Origin of the sequence: Streptomyces sp. SID14515 (genome assembly GCF_010548505.1) — a bacterium.
Classification (GTDB): Bacteria; Actinomycetota; Actinomycetes; order Streptomycetales; family Streptomycetaceae; genus Streptomyces; species Streptomyces caviscabies.
Genome location: NZ_JAAGMH010000145.1, coordinates 53,876 through 73,452, shown reverse-complemented (window position 1 = coordinate 73,452; position 19,577 = coordinate 53,876). Strand labels below are relative to the sequence as shown.

At 70.6% G+C, this 19,577-nt stretch carries 21 protein-coding genes and 1 riboswitch; of the genes, 16 read left to right on the top strand and 5 right to left on the bottom strand.

The features are described from left to right. Together G3I54_RS37345 and G3I54_RS37340 are read left to right on the top strand one after the other, a co-directional pair. On the top strand, positions 1-856 hold an 856-nt coding region (locus tag G3I54_RS37345; protein ID WP_164621584.1), incomplete at its 5' end, for an RDD family protein. Positions 857-988: 132 nt separating this feature from the next. Next, complete coding sequence (locus G3I54_RS37340) at positions 989-1,669, top strand: RDD family protein (protein WP_164621582.1); 681 nt, start codon at positions 989-991, stop codon at positions 1,667-1,669. Here G3I54_RS37340 and G3I54_RS37335 read toward each other — a convergent pair. Then, on the bottom strand, positions 1,666-1,980 hold the full coding sequence (locus G3I54_RS37335; RefSeq protein WP_164621580.1) for a hypothetical protein: 315 nt from the start codon (positions 1,978-1,980) through the stop codon (positions 1,666-1,668). The two genes, G3I54_RS37340 and G3I54_RS37335, sit on opposite strands and share 4 nt — an antisense overlap. Before the next feature lie 423 nt (positions 1,981-2,403). Between G3I54_RS37335 and G3I54_RS37330 the strand changes: the two genes are divergently transcribed. Then, the gene (locus G3I54_RS37330; RefSeq protein WP_164621578.1) at positions 2,404-4,806 is read left to right on the top strand and encodes an immune inhibitor A domain-containing protein; all 2,403 of its coding nucleotides are present in this window, start codon (positions 2,404-2,406) and stop codon (positions 4,804-4,806) included. A gap of 124 nt (positions 4,807-4,930) precedes the next feature. Beyond that, complete coding sequence (locus G3I54_RS37325; protein ID WP_164621576.1) at positions 4,931-5,374, top strand: hypothetical protein; 444 nt, start codon at positions 4,931-4,933, stop codon at positions 5,372-5,374. 48 nt (positions 5,375-5,422) lie between these two features. On the opposite strand, the gene G3I54_RS37320 is transcribed toward G3I54_RS37325, so the two are convergent. Together G3I54_RS37320 and G3I54_RS37315 are read right to left on the bottom strand one after the other, a co-directional pair. Continuing rightward, positions 5,423-6,013, bottom strand: a complete 591-nt coding sequence (locus G3I54_RS37320) for an isochorismatase family protein (protein WP_164621574.1) — start codon at positions 6,011-6,013, stop codon at positions 5,423-5,425. Between the two features lie 230 nt (positions 6,014-6,243). Continuing rightward, positions 6,244-7,569 (bottom strand): nicotinate phosphoribosyltransferase, encoded by a 1,326-nt coding sequence (locus G3I54_RS37315; protein ID WP_164621571.1) that lies wholly within the window; start codon positions 7,567-7,569, stop codon positions 6,244-6,246. Positions 7,570-7,648: 79 nt separating this feature from the next. Here G3I54_RS37315 and clpS point away from each other — a divergent pair, with 79 nt between their 5' ends. From clpS to G3I54_RS37270, 10 genes are all read left to right on the top strand, one after another. Beyond that, the gene (gene clpS / locus G3I54_RS37310; protein ID WP_031125181.1) at positions 7,649-7,966 is read left to right on the top strand and encodes an ATP-dependent Clp protease adapter ClpS; all 318 of its coding nucleotides are present in this window, start codon (positions 7,649-7,651) and stop codon (positions 7,964-7,966) included. A 78-nt stretch (positions 7,967-8,044) separates the two neighbouring features. Continuing rightward, a complete protein-coding gene (locus G3I54_RS37305) occupies positions 8,045-8,656 on the top strand; it encodes a DUF2017 domain-containing protein (protein WP_164621569.1) in 612 nt (203 codons plus the stop codon). Between the two features lie 379 nt (positions 8,657-9,035). Continuing rightward, positions 9,036-10,490, top strand: coding sequence for an amino acid permease (locus tag G3I54_RS37300; protein ID WP_164621567.1), 1,455 nt, complete (start codon positions 9,036-9,038; stop codon positions 10,488-10,490). 136 nt (positions 10,491-10,626) lie between these two features. Then, a complete protein-coding gene (locus G3I54_RS37295) occupies positions 10,627-11,049 on the top strand; it encodes a M67 family metallopeptidase (RefSeq protein ID WP_030087623.1) in 423 nt (140 codons plus the stop codon). 74 nt (positions 11,050-11,123) lie between these two features. Then, a riboswitch (cobalamin riboswitch) is annotated at positions 11,124-11,227 on the top strand. A gap of 58 nt (positions 11,228-11,285) precedes the next feature. Then, positions 11,286-12,296 (top strand): ABC transporter substrate-binding protein, encoded by a 1,011-nt coding sequence (locus tag G3I54_RS37290; protein WP_164621565.1) that lies wholly within the window; start codon positions 11,286-11,288, stop codon positions 12,294-12,296. After that, the gene (locus tag G3I54_RS37285; RefSeq protein ID WP_164621563.1) at positions 12,293-13,333 is read left to right on the top strand and encodes an iron ABC transporter permease; all 1,041 of its coding nucleotides are present in this window, start codon (positions 12,293-12,295) and stop codon (positions 13,331-13,333) included. Before G3I54_RS37290 ends, G3I54_RS37285 begins: the two co-directional genes overlap by 4 nt. Before the next feature lie 154 nt (positions 13,334-13,487). Next, complete coding sequence (locus G3I54_RS37280) at positions 13,488-14,285, top strand: ABC transporter ATP-binding protein (protein ID WP_164621561.1); 798 nt, start codon at positions 13,488-13,490, stop codon at positions 14,283-14,285. A 69-nt stretch (positions 14,286-14,354) separates the two neighbouring features. Beyond that, a complete protein-coding gene (locus G3I54_RS40225; RefSeq protein ID WP_319099102.1) occupies positions 14,355-14,468 on the top strand; it encodes a putative leader peptide in 114 nt (37 codons plus the stop codon). 112 nt (positions 14,469-14,580) lie between these two features. Further along, on the top strand, positions 14,581-14,859 hold the full coding sequence (locus tag G3I54_RS37275) for a MoaD/ThiS family protein (protein WP_006124874.1): 279 nt from the start codon (positions 14,581-14,583) through the stop codon (positions 14,857-14,859). Then, the gene (locus tag G3I54_RS37270) at positions 14,859-15,809 is read left to right on the top strand and encodes a cysteine synthase (RefSeq protein WP_128847410.1); all 951 of its coding nucleotides are present in this window, start codon (positions 14,859-14,861) and stop codon (positions 15,807-15,809) included. Before G3I54_RS37275 ends, G3I54_RS37270 begins: the two co-directional genes overlap by 1 nt. 257 nt (positions 15,810-16,066) lie before the next feature. Here the strand turns inward: G3I54_RS37270 and G3I54_RS37265 are convergent, their stop codons facing one another. Then, entirely contained in the window at positions 16,067-16,576 is a 510-nt protein-coding gene (locus G3I54_RS37265; protein ID WP_164621559.1) for a type II toxin-antitoxin system PemK/MazF family toxin, read from the bottom strand. A gap of 215 nt (positions 16,577-16,791) precedes the next feature. Between G3I54_RS37265 and G3I54_RS37260 the strand changes: the two genes are divergently transcribed. Together G3I54_RS37260 and G3I54_RS37255 are read left to right on the top strand one after the other, a co-directional pair. Next, complete coding sequence (locus tag G3I54_RS37260) at positions 16,792-17,544, top strand: MBL fold metallo-hydrolase (protein WP_164621557.1); 753 nt, start codon at positions 16,792-16,794, stop codon at positions 17,542-17,544. A gap of 43 nt (positions 17,545-17,587) precedes the next feature. Next, positions 17,588-18,088: a GNAT family N-acetyltransferase gene (locus G3I54_RS37255; RefSeq protein WP_203687711.1), complete on the top strand. Its 501-nt coding sequence runs from the start codon at positions 17,588-17,590 to the stop codon at positions 18,086-18,088. Positions 18,089-18,211: 123 nt separating this feature from the next. Here the strand turns inward: G3I54_RS37255 and G3I54_RS37250 are convergent, their stop codons facing one another. Further along, positions 18,212-19,477 (bottom strand): PTS transporter subunit EIIC, encoded by a 1,266-nt coding sequence (locus G3I54_RS37250; RefSeq protein WP_164621554.1) that lies wholly within the window; start codon positions 19,475-19,477, stop codon positions 18,212-18,214. Positions 19,478-19,577 lie beyond the last annotated feature (100 nt).

The window sequence follows — 19,577 nt, the reverse complement described above, 5'->3', positions numbered from 1 at the left end:
CCCGGCCCAGCACGTCCAGCAGGCCCAGGCTCCCGCGCCGGTCCCGGCGCCCGCGCCCGCGCCGCAGGAAGTACGGCAGGGCCCGGTCCAGGCCCCCGCCGCCCCCGTGACGCCGTCCCCGGCCGCCCCCGCCCCCGAGCCCCCGGCGGCCCTGCACACGCCCCTGACGCCCGGCCCCGGCGGCGGCTCGGCCTCCTGGGCGCAGCAGGTCCACCAACTGGCCCAGCCCGAACCGCAGCTCCAGCCCCAGCAGCCCCAGCAGCAACAACTGCCGCACCAGCACCAGGGGCCCGGCGCGGGCGCGGACCAGCCCGTCGTGCCGTGGAAGCCGCCGGTCGACGACCCCTTCCAGCAACTCGCCCGCAACCAGGCCTCGGCCCGGCCCGCCGGTCTCGGCAAGCGGTTCGCCGCCCGGCTGGTCGACAACCTCGTGCTCGGCGCGATCGTCGGTGCGGCGGCCGTCCCGCTGACCACCCGGGCGCTCGACCACATCGACCGGAAGATCACCGCGGCGAAGGAGACGGGGGAGACCGTCACCGTCTGGCTGCTGGACTCCACCACCGGGGCGCTGCTGGGCGCGCTGCTCGCCGCGTTCCTCCTGCTCGGCTTCCTCCTGGAAGCGCTGCCGACGGCCAAGTGGGGCCGGACGCTGGGCAAGAAGCTCTTCGGGCTCGACGTACGCGACATCGAGTCCCACGACGCGCCCACCCTGGGCGCGGCCCTGCGCCGCTGGCTCGTCTACGGCGTGCTGGGGCTGCTCGTCATCGGCGTGGTCAACGTCCTCTGGTGCCTGATCGACCGCCCCTGGCGCCAGTGCTGGCACGACAAGGCAGCCCGCACCTTCGTCGCCGGCTGACCGGGCGCGGTGGCCGGCCGGCGGTCGGCCGGGCGCGTGGCGACATGCCCGTTTAGACTCGTATGCCGCCCCGCGTCCCCCGAACGCACCTGAGCCGTTGCGGGCCCCGGTGGTGCGGGATGCACTGCCCCCATGAGCAACGACCAGCCGACGCCCGGCCAGCCGCCCGAGGACGACGATCCGTTCCTCAAGAAGCCGCAGGAGCCCCCGCCGTCCGAGGGTCAGCCGCCGTACGGTCAGTCGCCCTACGGCAGTGCGCCGCCCCCGCCTCCTCCGCCACCGCCGAACGACCCGTACGGCGGCGGCGGTGGTTTCGGGGCGCCCGATCCGCTGGCCGGGATGCCGCCGCTCGCCGAGCCCGGCAAGCGGATCCTGGCGCGGCTCATCGACTTCCTCATCATCTCGATCCCGCTGTATCTGATCTCGCTGCCCTGGGGCGGCGCGGTCGACGTCAACGGGGACGGCGACGACGGGTTCGGCGACGCGGTCGCCAACGGGTACGGCGGGCATCAGCTGCTGTGGTCGATCATCGGCCTGGTGGTCTACGTCGCCTACGACACGTACTTCACCCACAAGGACGGCCGCACGGTGGGCAAGCGGCTGCTGAAGCTGCGCGTCGCGATGCTCAACGACGGGCGGGTGCCCGACACCGGGGCGGCGCTGATGCGGGCCGTCGTGCTGTGGGCCCCGGCGCTGCTGTGCTGCCCGTGCCTGTGGTGGCTCATCAACATCGTGCTGATGTTCACCGACAAGCCCTACCGGCAGGGGCTCCAGGACAAGGCGGCGAAGACGGTCGTGGTGGCCGCCCGCTAGCGGCGCAACGAGTGCTCGTCCACCCGCGCGGACGAACGGGGCGCCGGGACCCGCTCCCGGGCCCCGATGCTCTCCAGGGCGTGCTGGGTCCGGGCGGCGTGGGCGGTCGCCGGCTGTCCGGTCCCCTCCGCCGCGGGGTGGCGGGGGAGCGGCAGGCGTACGGCCACCAGGAGGCCGAGGGCCAGTGCGGTCGCGCCGACGGCGGCCACGCCGATGCCGGACTCCGTGCGGAACAGCAGCAGCAGGGCGAGCGTCGTGACGACGACGGTGGCCGAACCGTAGGCGAACTGTGCGGCAGTCGGACGCGGCATGGCGGTTTCCGTCCTCGGGACGTCGGATGGGCGGGCGGTCGACACGGTTGAAGGCGCCGAACGACCCTACGACGGTGGATGCCCGACACGGACCGGTAGTAAGCGTGACCTAACCCACGGTACCGGTGCACAGGGGGCGCACGGAGTCACGTCTCTCACCAACCGGACGGTGGGGCGCGCCTGTTGGAAAGCGCCGACGGCCTGGTCCGGACGTTCGCCGTTCTTTTACCGTTCCCATGCCCTCCTCATACCGTCCGCATACCGGATGAGTGCTCCGCATAGTGCACTTGGTCTGTTCAAGTCAAGGTCTGTCTTTTCTCTCATAACTCCGATCGAATGTCGTCACTTGTGACGCGTTTACGCGCGCGGCCCGCTACATACCCCCCTGGCCGCTGCGCGGACGCCCGGGGAGGACTGCATCAAGTGACCAATCAGAGACGGGCGCTTCGCACCGCCGCCGTTGTCGTGGCCATGGCTGCGACCGCTGCGACGGCGTCGACCTTCGCCACCGCCCAGGCGCATGACAGCTCATCAGGTTCCGGTGTCTCCACCGTCGACCGCCGTGACCCGGCGCCGGCCAAGGGGCATGTGGAGCACAACCTGGAAGGCCCCTTCAGCGAGCAGCAGGCCGCCCAGCGCGAGGCCGCGCTGGAGCAGGTGCTGTCCGGGGACAAGAAGGTGGCGAACCGGAGCGGCTCCAAGGTCGTCAAGCTCGGCGACAAGAAGTACGTGGAGCTCGGCCGGGAGAAGACCGACAAGATCTTCACCATCCTGCTGGAGTTCGGCGACGAGGTCGACGACACCACGATGTTCGACCCGGACGGCGACGGCCCCAAGCCGCCCGTCAAGAAGTACGGCGGCACCCCGGGCCCGGCGCACAACGAGATCGCCAAGCCGGACCCGAAGAAGGACAACAGCACCGCCTGGAAGGACGACTACAACCAGGAGCACTTCCAGGAGCTCTACTTCGGCGAGGGCAAGGGCGTCCACTCGCTCAAGACCTACTACGAGAAGACCTCCTCGGGCCGCTACTCGGTCGAGGGCGAGGTCTCCGACTGGGTCAAGGTCCCCTACAACGAGGCCCGTTACGGCTCCAACTACTGCGGCCAGTCCAACTGCGCCAACGTGTGGGACGCGGTCCGCGACGGCGTGAACGCCTGGGTCGCCGACCAGCAGGCCAAGGGCCGCACCGACGCCGAGATCAAGGCGAACCTGGCCGAGTACGACCAGTGGGACCGCTACGACTTCGACGGCGACGGCAACTTCAACGAGCCCGACGGCTACATCGACCACTTCCAGCTGGTCCACGCCGGCGAGGACGAGTCGGCCGGTGGCGGCGCCGAGGGCGAGAACGCCATCTGGGCGCACCGCTGGTACGCGTACGGCACCAACGCGGGTGCGACCGGCCCCGAGAACAACAAGGCCGGCGGCGCGCAGATCGGCGACACGGGCATCTGGGTCGGCGACTACACCGTCCAGCCCGAGAACGGCGGACTGGGCGTCTTCGCCCACGAGTACGCCCACGACCTCGGTCTGCCGGACCTGTACGACACCTCCGGCGGCGGCGAGAACTCGGTCGGCTTCTGGTCCCTGATGTCGGCGGGCTCCTGGCTCGGCACCGGCAAGGGCGAGATCGGCAACCTGCCGGGCGACATGACCTCGTGGGACAAGCTCCAGCTGGGTTGGCTCGACTACGACACGGCCAAGGCGGGCAAGACCTCGCTGCACAAGCTGGGCGTCTCGGAGTACAACACCAAGAACCCGCAGGCGCTCGTCGTCGAGCTGCCGAAGAAGGCCGTCACCACCACCGTCGTCAAGCCCGCCGAGGGTGCGAAGCAGTGGTGGAGCGACATGGGCGACGACCTGTCGAACACCCTGACCCGCTCGGTCGACCTGACCGGCAAGTCCAAGGCCACGCTGGACCTTTCGGGCTGGTACGACATCGAGGCCGACTACGACTACCTCTACACCGAGGTGTCCGACAACGGCGGCACCAGCTGGACCGCGCTCGACGGCACCGCCGACGGCAAGGCCATCCCGCGCGACGCCAGTGACAAGCCGGCCCTGACCGACGTCTCGGGCGACTACAAGAAGCTCTCCTTCCCGCTGGACGCCTACGCGGGCAAGAAGGTCGACCTCCGCTTCCGCTACCAGACGGACGGCGGCGCGGGCGGCAAGGGCTTCGCGGCCGACGCCATCACCGTCACCGCCGACGGCGCCGAGCTCTTCTCGGACAACGCCGAGGGCGACGACAACGGCTGGACCTCGAAGGGCTTCTCGCGGATCGGCGAGTCCTTCACCCAGGACTACCCGCAGTACTACATCGCGGAGAACCGCCAGTACGTCTCGTACGACGAGACGTTGAAGGTCGGCCCGTACAACTTCGGCTTCTCCGGCACGCGTCCGGACTGGGTCGAGCACTACGCGTACCAGACGGGTCTGCTGGTCTGGCTCTGGGACACCTCCCAGAAGGACAACAACACCTCCGTCCACCCGGGCCAGGGTCTGATCCTGCCGATCGACGCGCACGCCAAGCCGCTCAAGTGGAAGGACGGCTCGCTCCTGCGCAACAAGATCCAGCCGTTCGACGCGCCGTTCAGCTGGTACCCGAACAAGGGCTTCACGCTCCACAACGCGGACGTCCCGCTGAAGATCAAGCCCGCGCTGGGCAACCCGGTCTTCGACGACCGCAAGGGCACCTACTGGTACAAGGAGAACCCCACGGGCAGTGTCAAGGTTTCTGACACGAACACCCGCATCTCCATCGTGCACGAGCCCCTCAACGGACAGACGATGAGCGTGCTGGTCAGCCCCTCGGGTCGCTGATCAAGTAAAACCGCAGGTCAAACCATGATCGGCCGTCGCCCTCTAGCGGGCGACGGCCGATCGTGTTTAGGTGCGTCTTGTTCACATCCTTATTGACACGACGTCTCACGGGGGAGCGTGGAGCATGGCAGGCGGAGGTTTCTGCAGGTTGCCGAACGGCACGGTGGTGGTCGCCCTGACCCTGACCAGACCGGCCGACGGCACCGGATTCTGCGGCGGTACGGGAGCCGGGCCCGGAGCCCCGGTGCGGGTGCTGGTGCACGCGGCGAACCGGGCGCGCGCCCTGACCAGGCTGCGCAATCTGGGGCTGCGGGCGGTCTATCTGCGCGGCAACGACCAGCCGCCGACGCCGGACGAGGTCACGGCGGTGCTGCACCATCCGGACGGGCTGCTGTGGCGGGCCGCCCCACAGGCGGAACCGCCCGGGCGGCCCGGCGGCCTCACGCCGCAGCCGTCACAGCCGCCGCACTCCTATCAGTCGTCCCACTCGGCCCAGGAGCTGTGGCACCCGATCAGGGCCCTGCTGGGCCCCACCGGGTACGCCGGACCGGCCCGCCCGGCCGCGTAGGGCTCGACGGGCTCGGCGGGCGGGTCCTGCCGGAGCGGGTCCGGAGGGCTACGACGCGACGACCGGCGTGCCGGAGAGCTTCACGCCCGCCGTACGCAGCTCCGCCAGGGCCCGTTCGGTGGTCGCCCCGGACACGCCCGCGGTCAGGTCGAGCAGCACGTGCGTGACGAAGCCCTCACGGGCCGCGTCCAGCGCGGTGGCCCGCACGCAGTGGTCGGTGGCGATGCCGACCACGTCGACCTCGGTGACCTCGCGGTCACGCAGCCACTGGGCGAGGCCGGTGCCGTTCTCGTCGGAGCCCTCGAATCCGCTGTACGCGGCCGAATACGCCCCCTTGTCGAACACGGTGTCGATCGCGCCGGAGGCGACGGCGGGCGCGAAGTTCGGGTGGAAGCCGACGCCCTCCGTACCGGCGACGCAGTGCACCGGCCAGGAGTGCTCGAAGTCCGGGCTGGGCGAGAAATGGTCGCCCGGGTCGATGTGGTGGTCGCGGGTGGCCACCACATGGCGGTAACCGGGCTGGGCATCGCCGATCAGGTCGGTGATGGCGGCGGCGACATCGGCACCGCCCGCCACCGCGAGGCTGCCGCCCTCGCAGAAGTCGTTCTGAACGTCCACGACGATCAATGCGCGGTGCATGGCGGGTGTCCTTCGGTGGGGGCGGGAGCGGATGGAGCGGTGGCGGATGCCGGAGCGGTGGGACCGGGATGGGTGTGCCCGGGTGGGTCCGAGGGTTCGAGCCTAGGCACTGGAACGTCACAATCAAGCCCGTCGGCCAAACCCCCGGTTACGGACCCGGCCGGTCCGGGCCGGCCGGGACGGCCCACCGCGGGCCGCCCCGGGCCGTTCCCCGGCGTTCTCAAGCGTTCTCAGGCGTACTCGGTCGGGATCACCGGCTCGCCGCGCGACAGCTGGATCGCCGACATCGGCAGCTCCGCGCGCGCGGCCACGTGCCGCTCGCGGACGGCGTCCAGGGGCTCGCGCACGAGGACCTCGCCCCCGCGCACCAGCTCCACCAGCAGCGGCCGGCCGGCCGACGCGGGCACAGGACCGGTGCCGATCACCTCGGCCTCGGCGACGCCGTGCTCGTCGGTCCGGCGCGCGGCCCACTTGCGACCGCCCTTCGACGACTTCGCGCCGAGCGACTTCTTCGCCACCGGCACCAGCGGAGCGTCCGGCTCCGCCGAGCCGGCGCGGGCCACCAGCTTGTAGACCATCGAGCAGGTGGGGTGCCCGCTCCCGGTGACCAGCTGGGTGCCGACCCCGTACGCGTCCACCGGCGCGGCCGCCAGCGAGGCGATGGCGTACTCGTCCAGGTCCGAGGTCACCACGATCTTCGTGCCCGTCGCCCCGAGCTCGTCCAGCTGCTGCCGCACCCGGTGCGCGACCAGCAGCAGGTCTCCGGAGTCGATCCGTACGGCGCCGAGCTCGGGCCCCGCGATCTCGACGGCCGCCCGGACCGCCTCGGCCACGTCGTACGTGTCGACCAGCAGCGTCGTGCCCCGGCCCAGCGAGTCGACCTGCGCTCGGAACGCGTCGCGCTCGGTGTCGTGCAGCAGGGTGAAGGCGTGCGCGCTGGTGCCGACGGTCGGGATCGCGTAGCGGAAGCCCGCCGCCAGGTCGGAGGTGGCGTCGAAGCCGCCGACGTACGCCGCGCGGGCCGAGGCCACCGCGGAGAGCTCGTGGGTGCGCCGCGCGCCCATCTCGATCAGCCGGCGGCCCCCGGCGGCGGCCGACATCCGCGAGGCGGCGGCGGCGATGGCGGAGTCGTGGTTGAGGATGGAGAGGATCACCGTCTCCAGCAGCACGCACTCGGCGAAGGAGCCCTCCACCCGCAGGATCGGGGAGCCGGGGAAGTAGACCTCGCCCTCCGGATAGCCCCAGATGTCGCCGCTGAAGCGGTAGCCGGCGAGCCATTCGAGGGTCGGCTCGTCGACGATCTCCTGCTGCCGCAGGAAGCCGATCATCTCGTCGTCGAAGTGGAAGTTCTCCACCGCGTCGAGCACCCGCCCGGTGCCCGCGACGACACCGTAGCGCCGCCCCTCGGGCAGTCGGCGGGTGAACGCCTCGAAGACCGAGTGCCGGTCGGCGGTGCCGGCCTTGAGGGCCGCCTGCACCATGGTCAGCTCGTACTGGTCGGTGAAGAGCGCGGTCGACGGAACGCCGACCCGTCGCCCGAGGTCCGCTGAGTTCATGGCTGGGATGCTACCCCCTATTCGTCAAAGTGACGAGATGTGGGGTCCGTTTGTGCGCCGGACCCGCCCGGGTGGCAGCATGGGACAGGTGAGCGTTGCTACCCCCGTAGAGATCGAACGTCCTGATTCGGCCGAGGAGACCTTCGCGGTCCCCGAGCCGGACGTCCCGTGGGTGACGCTCGTCCACAATGACCCGGTCAACCTCATGAGCTACGTGACCTACGTCTTCCAGGCCTACTTCGGCTACCCGAAGGACAAGGCCCACAAGCTCATGCTGGACGTGCACCAGAAGGGCCGCGCCGTCGTCTCCAGCGGGAGCCGCGAGGAGATGGAACGCGACGTCCAGGCCATGCACGGTTACGGGCTGTGGGCCACCCTCACCCAGGACCGCAACTAAACCCCCTCAGGGCGTCGTCCGTCCGCCGTCACCCGCCCCGCCTCCACCCGCCCCGTTCGATCCACCATCGGAGAATCCATGGCCGGCCATTTCGAGGCCACCCCAGGCGGCGGCGCGGCCGTCGCGCTCGACGAGGTCGAGATCTCCATCCTGCGCTCCCTCGTCGTCCAGCTGCTCGAACTGATCGGCCCGGGCGACCAGCCCGCCGACGGCGAGGACCCGCTCGCCGCCCTCTTCGCCGAGGGCCCCAGCAAGCCGCCCTCCGACCCGGCGCTCGCCCGGCTCTTCCCCGACGCCTACAACGGCCCCGACCGGCCCGCCGACGGCGGAACGCCGGAGGAGGAGCTGCGCGCGCTGTCCGCGGAGTTCCGCCGCTTCACCGAGATGGACCTGCGCTCGCGCAAGCGCGACGACGCCGTCGCCGTCGTGCGCACCCTGGACGCGCTCTCGCCCGTCGGGGACGGCGGCGCGGTCCTCACCCTCACCGGCGACGAGTGCCGCAGCTGGCTCGGCACCCTCAACGACCTGCGCCTGACCATCGGCACCCGGCTGGAGGTCGCCGACGAGGACCAGGGCGAGGAGGGCTCCCTCTACCGGCTCCCCGACACCGATCCGCGCAAGCCCATGGTGATGGCCTACCTCTGGCTCGGCGCACTCCAGGAAACGCTCGTCGAAACGCTGATGCCGTAAATCCGCGGCTCCTCCGCCGAGGCCCTTCCCGCACAGTCCTTCCACGGCCCCTTCGCGGCTCCTTCGTGCCGCCGGAGGGGCCGCTCCGTTCGCTCAACGGACGCTCAGATCCGTATAACGATCGCACCAAGTGACAGGTGGCATTCGTGGCGTACGGAACCCCTTGTCCGCTTTTCCCTGTGGCGTGCGCCACAGAATGTCCCACAGTGTCCCGTGACGGCCGTGATAAATCTTCACGACCGCCCGGGGACGCCACCCCTGTTCCCGGGGGCGCTACAAACCGGCCGAACGCCGGTCGCACTCCATCCATATCCGGGGGGATCAGGACCTGATCCGCAGCCGTCACGGCGCGGATCGGCGTGGAGAAAGGCGCACCACCATGACATCGGCGCAGGTCGACGAGGGACAGGTCGACAAGGGTCAGCCCGGCGGCGACGCCGGGGACGCCGGGACCAGTGGCGAGGGATACCAGCGCGGTCTGGGAGCTCGTCAGATTCAGATGATCGCCATCGGCGGAGCCATCGGCACCGGGCTCTTCCTCGGCGCGGGCAAAGCCATCGACCGGGCCGGGCCCAGCCTCATCCTGGCCTACGTCATCGCGGGCCTGGTCATCTTCTTCATCATGCGGGCACTGGGCGAACTCCTCATGTACCGCCCCGTGTCCGGCTCCTTCTCGGAGTACGCGCGGGAATTCATCGGCCCGTTCTTCGGATTCGTGACCGGCTGGACGTACTGGCTCTTCTGGGTCGTCACCGGAATCACCGAAGTCACCGCCGCGGCCACCTATATGACGTACTGGTGGAACATTCCGCAGTGGCTGTCCGCCCTGGTGTTCACCGTCATTCTGTACGGCGCGAACCTGATCTCCGTGAAGCTCTTCGGTGAGCTGGAGTTCTGGTTCTCCATGGTCAAGGTCACCGCCATCATCGGCATGATCCTGATCTGCGCGGGCGTCCTCACCGTCGGGTTCTCCGACGCCGGCGACACCGCGACCGTCTCCAACCTCTGGAACGACGGCGGCTTCTTCCCGAACGGCATCACCGGCACGCTCATGACGCTCCAGATCGTCATGTTCGCCTTCCTCGCCGTGGAACTCGTCGGCGTCACCGCCGGGGAGTCCAAGGACCCCAAGACCGTGCTGCCCAAGGCCATCAACACCGTGCCGTGGCGCATCGCCGTCTTCTACGTCGGCGCGCTCATCATGATCCTGTCGGTCGTGCCGTGGTCCACCTTCAAGCCCGGCGTCTCGCCGTTCGTGAAGGCCTTCGAGGAGATGGGCCTCGGCGTCGGCGCCGCCATCGTCAACTTCGTCGTCCTCACCGCGGCGCTCTCCTCCTGCAACTCCGGCATGTACTCCACCGGCCGCATGCTCCGCGACCTCGCCCTCAACGGCCAGGGCCCCCGGGCCTTCACCAAGCTGACGAAGAACGGCCTGCCGCTGGTGGGCACCACGTTCTCCGCCGCCCTGATGCTCGTCGGCGTGTGGATCAACTACCAGTGGCCGGGCGAGGCGTTCAACTACGTCGTCTCCTTCGCGACCATCTCCGGCATGTGGGCCTGGATCATGATCCTGATCAGCCAGATCCGCTACCGCCGCCTGGCCGACGCGGGCATGCTGCCGCAGTCCTCGTTCAAGGCCCCCGGCGCCCCGTACACGAGCTGGTTCGCGCTCGCCTTCATCGGCATGGTCATCGTGATGATGGCGATCGACGAGGACGCCAGGATCTCGCTGTACTGCGCACCGCTGTGGGCGCTCATCCTCTTCGTCTCCTACCGGGTGCTCCAGGCGCGCACCCCGGAGGAGACCGGGAAGGCCACCTCCGGCACCCGCTGACCCGGGCGGCGGGCCCCACACCGCCCCCTTCCTCCCGGACCGCCCCCGGCCTCCCCAAAGGCCGACGGCGTCCAGCATGCGGGCCCCCGCGTACCACCCACCGGTACGCGGGGGCCTGCCTGCATATCCTGGCGCCATGCTGACCATCACCCAGACGCTCTACGACCAGATCGTCGCCCACTCCCGCGCCGACCACCCCGACGAGGCGTGCGGAGTGGTCGCGGGCCCGGCCGGGACGGACCGCCCCGAGCGCTTCATCCCGATGCTCAACGCCGCCCGCTCGCCCACGTTCTACGAGTTCGACTCGGCCGACCTCCTCAAGCTGTACCGCGAGATGGACGACCGCGACGAGGAGCCCGTGATCGTCTACCACTCGCACACGGCGACCGAGGCCTACCCCTCCCGCACCGACGTGACGTACGCCAACGAGCCCGGCGCCCACTACGTCCTCGTCTCCACCGCCGACACCGACGGCTCCGGCCCCTTCCAGTTCCGCTCGTACCGCATCGTGGACGGCGAGATCACCGAGGAAGACGTGCAGGTCGTCGAGGCGTACTGAGCACCCGGGCAGCTCGCGGACCCGCCGCACGGGTCTGGCACACTGCACCCCAGACCCGACCACAAGGCAGCAGGAACCAGGAAGCCGGTGCGAATCCGGCACGGTCCCGCCACTGTGACCGGGCCCCCTCCCGTACGGATCCCTCCGCACCGGAGGGCGGCCCGGAAGCCAGGAACTGGCCCGCCGCCTTCTCGCATCGACCAGGGGACGCGGAAATCCCCCGGAGAGGCCCCGCCATGTCCCGGCGCACCCCCGCGCTCATAGCCGCCGCCGTGCTGCTCCCGCTCGCCCTCACCGCCTGCTCCAGCTCCTCCGACGGCGACACCGCCACCGGGGACAAGGCCGCGGCCAAGAGCGACGGCTTCCCGTACACCGTCAAGAACTGCGGCGTCACCACCACGTACGAGGCCCCGCCGAAGCGCGTCGTGACCATGAACCAGCACGTCACCGAGATCATGCTGGAACTGGGCCTGAAGAGCTCCCTCGTCGGCACCGCCTACCTCGACGACCAGGTCCTGCCGAAGTACGCGAAGGACTACGCCTCCGTCCCCGTCCTCGCCAAGGAGTACCCCTCCTACGAGCAGGTCCTCGCCGCCAACCCCGACTTCGTCTACGGCGGCTACGGCAGCGCCTTCACCGCGGGCGACGGCCGCGGCCGCGAGGCGTTCGAGAAGTCCGGCATCGAGACCCGCCTCAACACCGAGAGCTGCACCAAGGGCGACCAGCCCATGGACACCCTCTACGAGGAGATCCGCGAGGTCGGCCGCACCTTCGGCGTCCCCGACCGCGCCGAGGCCTGGATCAAGCAGGCGAAGGCCGACAACGAGGCGACCGCGAAGAAGCTCAAGGACATCGAGCCGCTGCCCGTCTTCGTCTACGACAGCGGGGACAAGACCGCCTTCACCGCGGGCGGCGAGGGCATCGGCAACGAGCTGATCGAGCGGGCCGGCGGCACCAACATCTTCGCCGACCTCGACAAGCCCTTCGGCGACGCCTCCTGGGAGAACGTCGTCGCCCGCAAGCCCGAGGTCATCGTGATCTACGACTACGGCGCCACCACCGTCGAACAGAAGAAGAAGCGCCTCCTGACCGACCCGGCCCTCGCCGACGTCCCCGCCGTCAAGAACAAGCGCTTCGCCGTCATGCCGCTCTCCGACGCGGTCCTCGGCGTCCGCGTCCCCGCCGCCGTCGACAAGCTCGCGGCCCAGCTCCACCCGGAGGCGGTCAAGGCGGCCACCACCCCGTGAGCTGCCGCGCCTCCGCACCGCGGCGGCCGCTCGGTTACGTCCTGGTGCTCGGCGTCCTCGCCGCGCTCCTGGCCGCCGCCGTGCTCGCCGCCCTCGCCCTCGGCTCCGTCCGCATCCCGCCCGGCCAGGTCCTCGACATCCTGACCGGGCGGGCCGAGGCGAGCCCCTTCCGCACGATCGTCCTGGACGTCCGGCTGCCCCGGGTGCTGCTCGGCATCGTCGTCGGCGCCGGACTCGCCGTCATCGGCACCGTCCTCCAGGCCCTCGTACGCAACCAGCTCGCCGACCCGTTCCTCCTCGGCGTCTCCTCCGGAGCCTCCACCGGCGCGGTCCTGGTGATCGTCCTCGGCATCGGCGCCACCCTCGCCACCACCGTCACGATCCCGGCCGCCGCCTTCGCCGGAGCGCTGCTCTCGCTGCTGCTCGTCTACACCCTGGCGCGCGGCGGGGGCGGCCTCACCACCAACCGGCTCGTCCTCGCCGGGGTCGCCGTCTCCTACGTCCTGTCCGCCCTGACCAGCCTGATCCTGGTCACCTCCGCCCGCGCCGACCACCTCCAGGAAGTCCTCTACTGGACCCTCGGCGGCCTCGGCTCGGCCCGCTGGGACATGCTCGCGCTCCCCGCGGTCACCCTGGTCGTCGGCACCGCCGTACTCCTCACCCTGGCCCGGCCGCTCGACCTGCTCCTGGTGGGGGAGGAGGGCGCCACCGTCCTCGGCCTCGACACCGCCCGCTTCCGGGCCGCCGTCTTCGTCCTCGCCTCCCTGATGACCGGAGTGCTCGTCGCGTACAGCGGGGCCATCGGCTTCGTCGGCCTGATGGTCCCGCACATGGCCCGGATGGCCGTCGGCGCCGCACACCGCGCACTGCTGCCCGTGGTCGCGCTCGGCGGGGCGGTGTTCCTGGTCCTCGCCGACCTGGCCGCCCGGACGCTCGCCGCCCCGCAGGACATCCCGGTCGGCGTGCTCACGGCCCTCACCGGCGGCCCGTTCTTCCTGTGGATGCTGCGCCGCAGGCCCGAGGGAGCACCGGCATGAGGCCAGTTCCTGTCCGGAGCACCGGCATGAGGCCTTTCTCCGTCCGGAGTACCGCCATGGGGCCCTTTCCCGTCCGGAGCACCGGCATGAGGCTCTTCTCCGTCCGGAGCACCCGCACGACGACACACGTACGTTCCGCCGAGGGAGCCCGCCCGTGACCACCCTGCGCACCGAGGGCCTCTCGTACGGCATCGGCGAGGGCCGCCACCTCGTCGACGCCGTCGACCTCACCGCCGCCGACGGCGAGACCGTCGGCCTCGTCGGCCCCAACGGCAGTGGCAAGACCACCCTGCTTCGCTGCGTCTACGGCACCCTGCGCCCCACCCACGGCCGCGTCCTCCTCGACGGCGACGACCTCGCCACCCTCCCCGTGAAGGCCCGCGCCCAGCGCATCGCCACCGTCCCGCAGGACGGCCACGCCGGATTCGAGCTCACCGTCGGCCAGGTCGTCGCGATGGGCCGCGCCCCGCACAAGCGGTTCTGGGAGGCGGACACCGCCGCCGACACCGCCCTCGTCACCGAGGCCCTCGCCCGGGTCGGCATCGCCGCACTCGAACCCCGTACGTTCGCCTCCCTCTCCGGCGGCGAACGCCAGCGCGCCCTGGTCGCCCGCGCCCTGGTCCAGCAGCCCTCGCTCGTCGTCCTGGACGAGCCGACCAACCACCTGGACATCCGCTACCAGCTGGAGATCCTCTCCCTGGTCCGCGACCTCGGCACCACCAACCTCCTTGCCCTGCACGACCTCAACCTCGCCGCGTACTACTGCGACCGCCTCTACGTCCTCAAGGACGGCCGCGTCGTCGCCTCCGGCACTCCGGAGAAGGTCCTCACGGCCGAGCTGCTGAGCGAGGTGTACGGCGTGGCCGCCGAGGTCAGCACCCACCCGAAGACCGGCGCACCCACGGTGGTCTACCTACCGCAGGACCACGCCCGGCAGCAGAAGTCCACATAGCGGTCGCCGAGCATCCACCATGCGGGACGGTACTCGGGTTTCCGCACAGGGAATCGATACGATGCCCGCATGGTTCCCCATGACGTGAGCAACAAGACGCCGGGCACGCTGCTCGTCGCGCGGCTGCACGTCGACCTGTGCAGGCTCGCCAGCGCGATCTGTCCCACCGCAGCCTGCCCGTGAGCCGCCCGGCCTGAGCCGCGGTCCGCGCGCCCACCCACACGCACCACCCCCTGCGCGGGGGCAGAAACGCGCGCCCCACGCCACCACTCCGCTTTCGACAGGAGCCCACGCCATGGCCATCGAGGTCCGCATCCCGACCATCCTCCGCACCTACACCGACGGCGCGAAGGCCGTCGAAGGCAACGGGGACACCCTCGCCGACCTCTTCGCCGACCTGGAGAGCCGCCACACCGGCATCCGTGAGCGCATTGTCGACGGCGAACAGCTCCGCCGCTTCGTAAACGTCTACCTCAACGACGAGGACGTCCGCTTCCTCGACGGCATCTCCACCAAGCTCAGCGACGGCGACAACGTCACGATCCTTCCGGCCGTCGCCGGCGGCATGCGCTGATGCGGTACGACTCCCCGCTGGCGGCCGTGGGGAACACCCCCCTCGTCCGCCTCCCGCGGCTGTCCCCGTCCGAGGACGTCCGCATCTGGGCCAAGCTGGAGGACCGCAACCCCACCGGCTCGATCAAGGACCGCCCGGCGCTCCACATGGTCGAACAGGCCGAGAAGGACGGCCGGCTCACCCCCGGCTGCACCATCCTGGAGCCCACCAGCGGCAACACTGGCATCTCGCTCGCCATGGCGGCCAAGCTCAAGGGCTACCGCATCGTCTGCGTCATGCCGGAGAACACCTCCCAGGAGCGGCGCGACCTGCTCGCCATGTGGGGCGCCGAGATCATCTCCTCCCCGGCCGCGGGCGGCTCCAACACCGCCGTACGCGTCGCGAAGGAACTGTCGGCCGAGCACCCGGACTGGGTGATGCTCTACCAGTACGGCAACCCGGACAACGCGGGCGCCCACTACGCCACCACCGGACCCGAGATCCTCACCGACCTCCCGTCCATCACGCACTTCGTCGCGGGCCTCGGCACCACCGGCACCCTCATGGGCGTCGGCCGCTACCTCCGGGAGAACCGCCCCGGCATCCAGATCGTCGCCGCCGAACCCCGCTACGACGACCTGGTCTACGGCCTCCGCAACCTCGACGAGGGCTTCGTCCCCGAGCTCTACGACGCCTCGGTCCTCACCACCCGCTTCTCGGTCGGCTCCGCCGACGCGGTCACCCGCACCCGCGAACTCCTCCAGCAGGAGGGCATCTTCGCGGGCGTCTCCACCGGCGCCGCACTTCACGCGGCGATCGGCGTGGGCAACAAGGCGGTCAAGGCGGGGGAGAGCGCCGACATCGTCTTCGTGGTGGCGGACGGCGGCTGGAAGTACCTGTCGACGGGCGTCTACACGGCGGAGACGACAGAAGCAGCGATCGAAACCCTCCAGGGCCAACTCTGGGCGTAACCCCACCCAGCCCGCCCGGGGCAAACCCAGCCCGTCCGGTGGCAAACCCAGCCCGTCCGGTGGCAAACCCAGCCCGTCCGGGGTAGACCCAGCCCGTCCGGCGCTTGAGGACATCTTTCCTTCAAGCCCGTCCGGGCGCACCTCCCAGCCCGTCCGGCGTTTGAGGACATCCTTTCAAGCCCGTCCGGGCGCACCTTCAAGCCCCTCCGGCGATTGAGGAGCGGGGCCCGGGGCAGCGCCCCGAAAGGGCCCCGCCCTCACCCCGCCCCCAACCCCCGCACGCGCTCCCACAGCTCCGCATCCACCGCCCCCACCCGCCGCCGAAACCCGGCGAGCCGGACCTCGCGCAGCTCATCCGTCTCCAGAAAGCTCTGCCGCCCCCGCTGATCCCCCACCGTCCCGGCGGGCAGCGCGATCACCCCGGGCCGCTCCTCGTGATGCTTGCTGGTGATCTTGGCGACCAGCGCCGTACGCCCCCGGCCCCGCCCCCGTACCGAGATCACCAGACACGGCCGGTCCTTCGACCCGGGCCCGTCCTCGTACGGCACATCGGCCCACCACACCTCACCGGCCCGCGGCGCCCGCCCTTCCGGGGCTGAAGGCCGCGACGGCCGCGAGGGCCGCGACGACGGCCGGGTCGACCCGGCCGGCTGCCGGGGCCGCCGCGAACGCGGCCCGCGGTCCGAGCGCCCCCGCCCGTCCACCACCGCGGCGACGAGCGCGAGCAGAACCACGGCGACCAGCGCCACCCACCAGATCGTGTCCATCCACCGACCGTACCCGTGGGCGCGCTTCCATCGAACCGGTGACAGAGCAGGTGAGTTCCCCCACAACGGAGGGCAGCGGAGGAGCGACGTGGAGTTTCGCGCCTTACGCTCGACAAACCGCAAAACCCGTCCCGCGGGAACCGCAGGAACCGTACGAAGCTCCGGCGGAATCGCACGAACCCTCCCCGTTCCCACGTCTCGGAGGTTCACGCTCCATGAAGCTCACCGTCGTCGGCTGCTCCGGCTCGTTCCCGTCCACGGGTTCGGCATGCTCGAGCTACCTCGTAGAGGCCGACGGCTTCCGGCTGCTCCTCGACATGGGCAACGGCGCCCTCGGCGAGCTGCAGCGCCACGTCGGTCTCTACGACCTCGACGCGATCTTCCTCAGCCATCTGCACGCCGACCACTGCATCGACATGTGCGCGTATTTCGTCGTGCGCTACTACCGGCACGACGGCGCCCGCCCCGTCCCCCTCCCGGTCTACGGCCCCGAGGGCACCGAGCAGCGCCTGACCGCCGCCCACGGCGACACCCCGTCCGACCGGGCGATGAGCGAGGTCTTCGACTTCCACACCCTCAAGTCGGGATCCTTCGAGATCGGCCCCTTCTCGGTCCGTACGGAGAAGGTCTGCCACCCGGTCGACACCTTCGGCATCCGGATCGAGCACGGCGGCTCCTCCCTCGTCTACTCCGGCGACACGGGGACCTGCGACGCGCTGGAGGACCTGGCCCGGGACGCGGACCTGTTCCTCTGCGAGGCGTCGTTCGTCGACGGCAAGGAGGACATCCCCGACCTGCACCTGAACGGCCGCGAGGCCGGCGAGGCGGCGGCCCGCGCCGGAGTGCGCCGGCTCGTCCTCACCCACATCCCGCCGTGGACCGACGCCGACCGCAACGTCGCCGACGCCCGCGCGGTCTACCCGGGCCCGGTGGAGCTGGCGGCTCCGGGCGCGGTGTACGAGATCTGAGAGCCGGCCGCCGGACCGCGGCCCGCTCTGCGAGACTCCCGGGATGATCACGATCAGACCCGCCCGGGAGGGCGATCTCGACGGCTTCCTGACCCTGGCGTCCCAGGTCGAGCACTGGTTCGGGCCGATGGTCGAGGAGCCGGGCTTCCACCGGGCGGTGAACGCCCACATCCGTGACGGGGCGGCCCTGGTCGCCGAGTCCATGGAGTCCACCGAGCCCGCCGACGCGCCCGGCCCGGTCGGCGGTCTGCTGTTCGGCGCCGAGCCGCCCACGTACCACGTGCACTGGCTCGTCACCTCCGAGCGCACCCGGGGCGCGGGCGTGGGCCGCCTGCTGATGGCGGAAGCGATGCGCCGGTACGTCACCGGGCCCGGCACCGTCGAGGTGGTCACCTTCGGCCCCGACCACCCCGGGGCCGTGACGAGCGGGGCCCGCGTCTTCTACGAGAGGCTCGGCTTCCGCCCCGGCGAGCCGACCGGCCCGGGCCCGGAGGGCGGCTCCCGCCAGATCTACCGGCTGGACGTGCCCGTACGGCAGGGCTGACGCGACCGTACGACAGGCGGCTGCCGCACACCGGAGCCCCCGCCCCCGAGAGACATCCTCGGGGAGCGGGGGCTCCGGCGTATGTACGTACGGGTGAGGTGTACGTACGGGTAGAGGCGGAGGCTACTTCGCCTCGGCCTTCTGCAGCTCGGCGAGCTCCTCGTCCGACTCCCGGCCCGGGGTCGGGAGGTTGAACTTGGTGATCGCGAAGCGGAAGATCACGTAGTAGATCACCGCGAAGCAGAGGCCGACCAGGACCAGCAGCCAGGGCTTCGACGCGATACCGAGGTTCAGCAGGAAGTCGACCAGACCGGCCGAGAAGCCGAAGCCGTCCTTCATGCCGAGCGCCCAGGTCAGGGCCATCGACACACCGGTCAGCACCGCGTGGATCGCGTACAGCACCGGGGCGATGAACATGAACGTGAACTCGATCGGCTCGGTCACACCGGTGACGAACGAGGTCAGCGCGAGGGAGAACATCATGCCGCCGACGACCTTGCGGCGCTCCGGGCGGGCACAGTGGACGATCGCGAGGCAGGCCGCCGGGAGGGCGAACATCATGATCGGGAAGAAGCCGGTCATGAACTGTCCGGCGGTGGGGTCGCCCTCCAGGAAGCGGGCGATGTCGCCGTTCTTGCCGTTGTACTCGCCCGCCTGGAACCACGGGAAGGAGTTCAGCAGGTGGTGCATGCCGACCGGGATCAGCGCACGGTTGGCGACACCGAAGATGCCCGCGCCGACGGCGCCGGAGCCGACGAGCCACTCACCGAAGTTGTGCAGACCGGCGCCGAGGACCGGCCAGATCAGACCGAAGACGATGCCGATGACCAGACCGGCGAGGGCCGAGAGGATCGGGACCAGGCGCCGGCCGCTGAAGAAGCCGGCCCAGTCGGGCAGCTTGGTCCGGTAGAACTTCTGGTACAGCAGCGCGACGACGATACCCATCACGACACCGCCGAGGACCTTGGCGTCCACCGGTGCCTCAGTCATGACGATCTTGCCGTCGACGACCTTGGCTATCTTGTCCAGGTTCGGGTCCGTGAACGTGGCCAGCACGTTCTTGAAGACCAGGTAGCCGGTGACGGCCGCGAGGGCGGTTGAGCCGTCCGACTTCTTTGCGAAGCCGATGGCGATACCGACGGCGAACAGCAGCGCCATGTTGTCGAGGAGCGCGCCACCACCTGCGGCCATGTAACCGGCGAGCTTCGTGATGAAGGTCGGGAACGACTCGCGGCCCAGCATGTCTTTGTCGCCGAGGCGGACCAGGAGCGCGGCGGCCGGCAGCACGGCGACCGGCAGCATGAGGCTGCGGCCGATACGCTGCATGACGGCCATCGCGCCGGCGCCCTTCTTCTTCTCGGCCGCGGGTGCGGTCTCAGCCGTGGTCATCAACTTCCTCCATGGGACACGGTGCCGCCCAGGTCGTTGATGCGGGGAGGCGGCGACTCGACAGACCCTGCGGCAGAGCGCCGTGGTCTGGACCACTCAG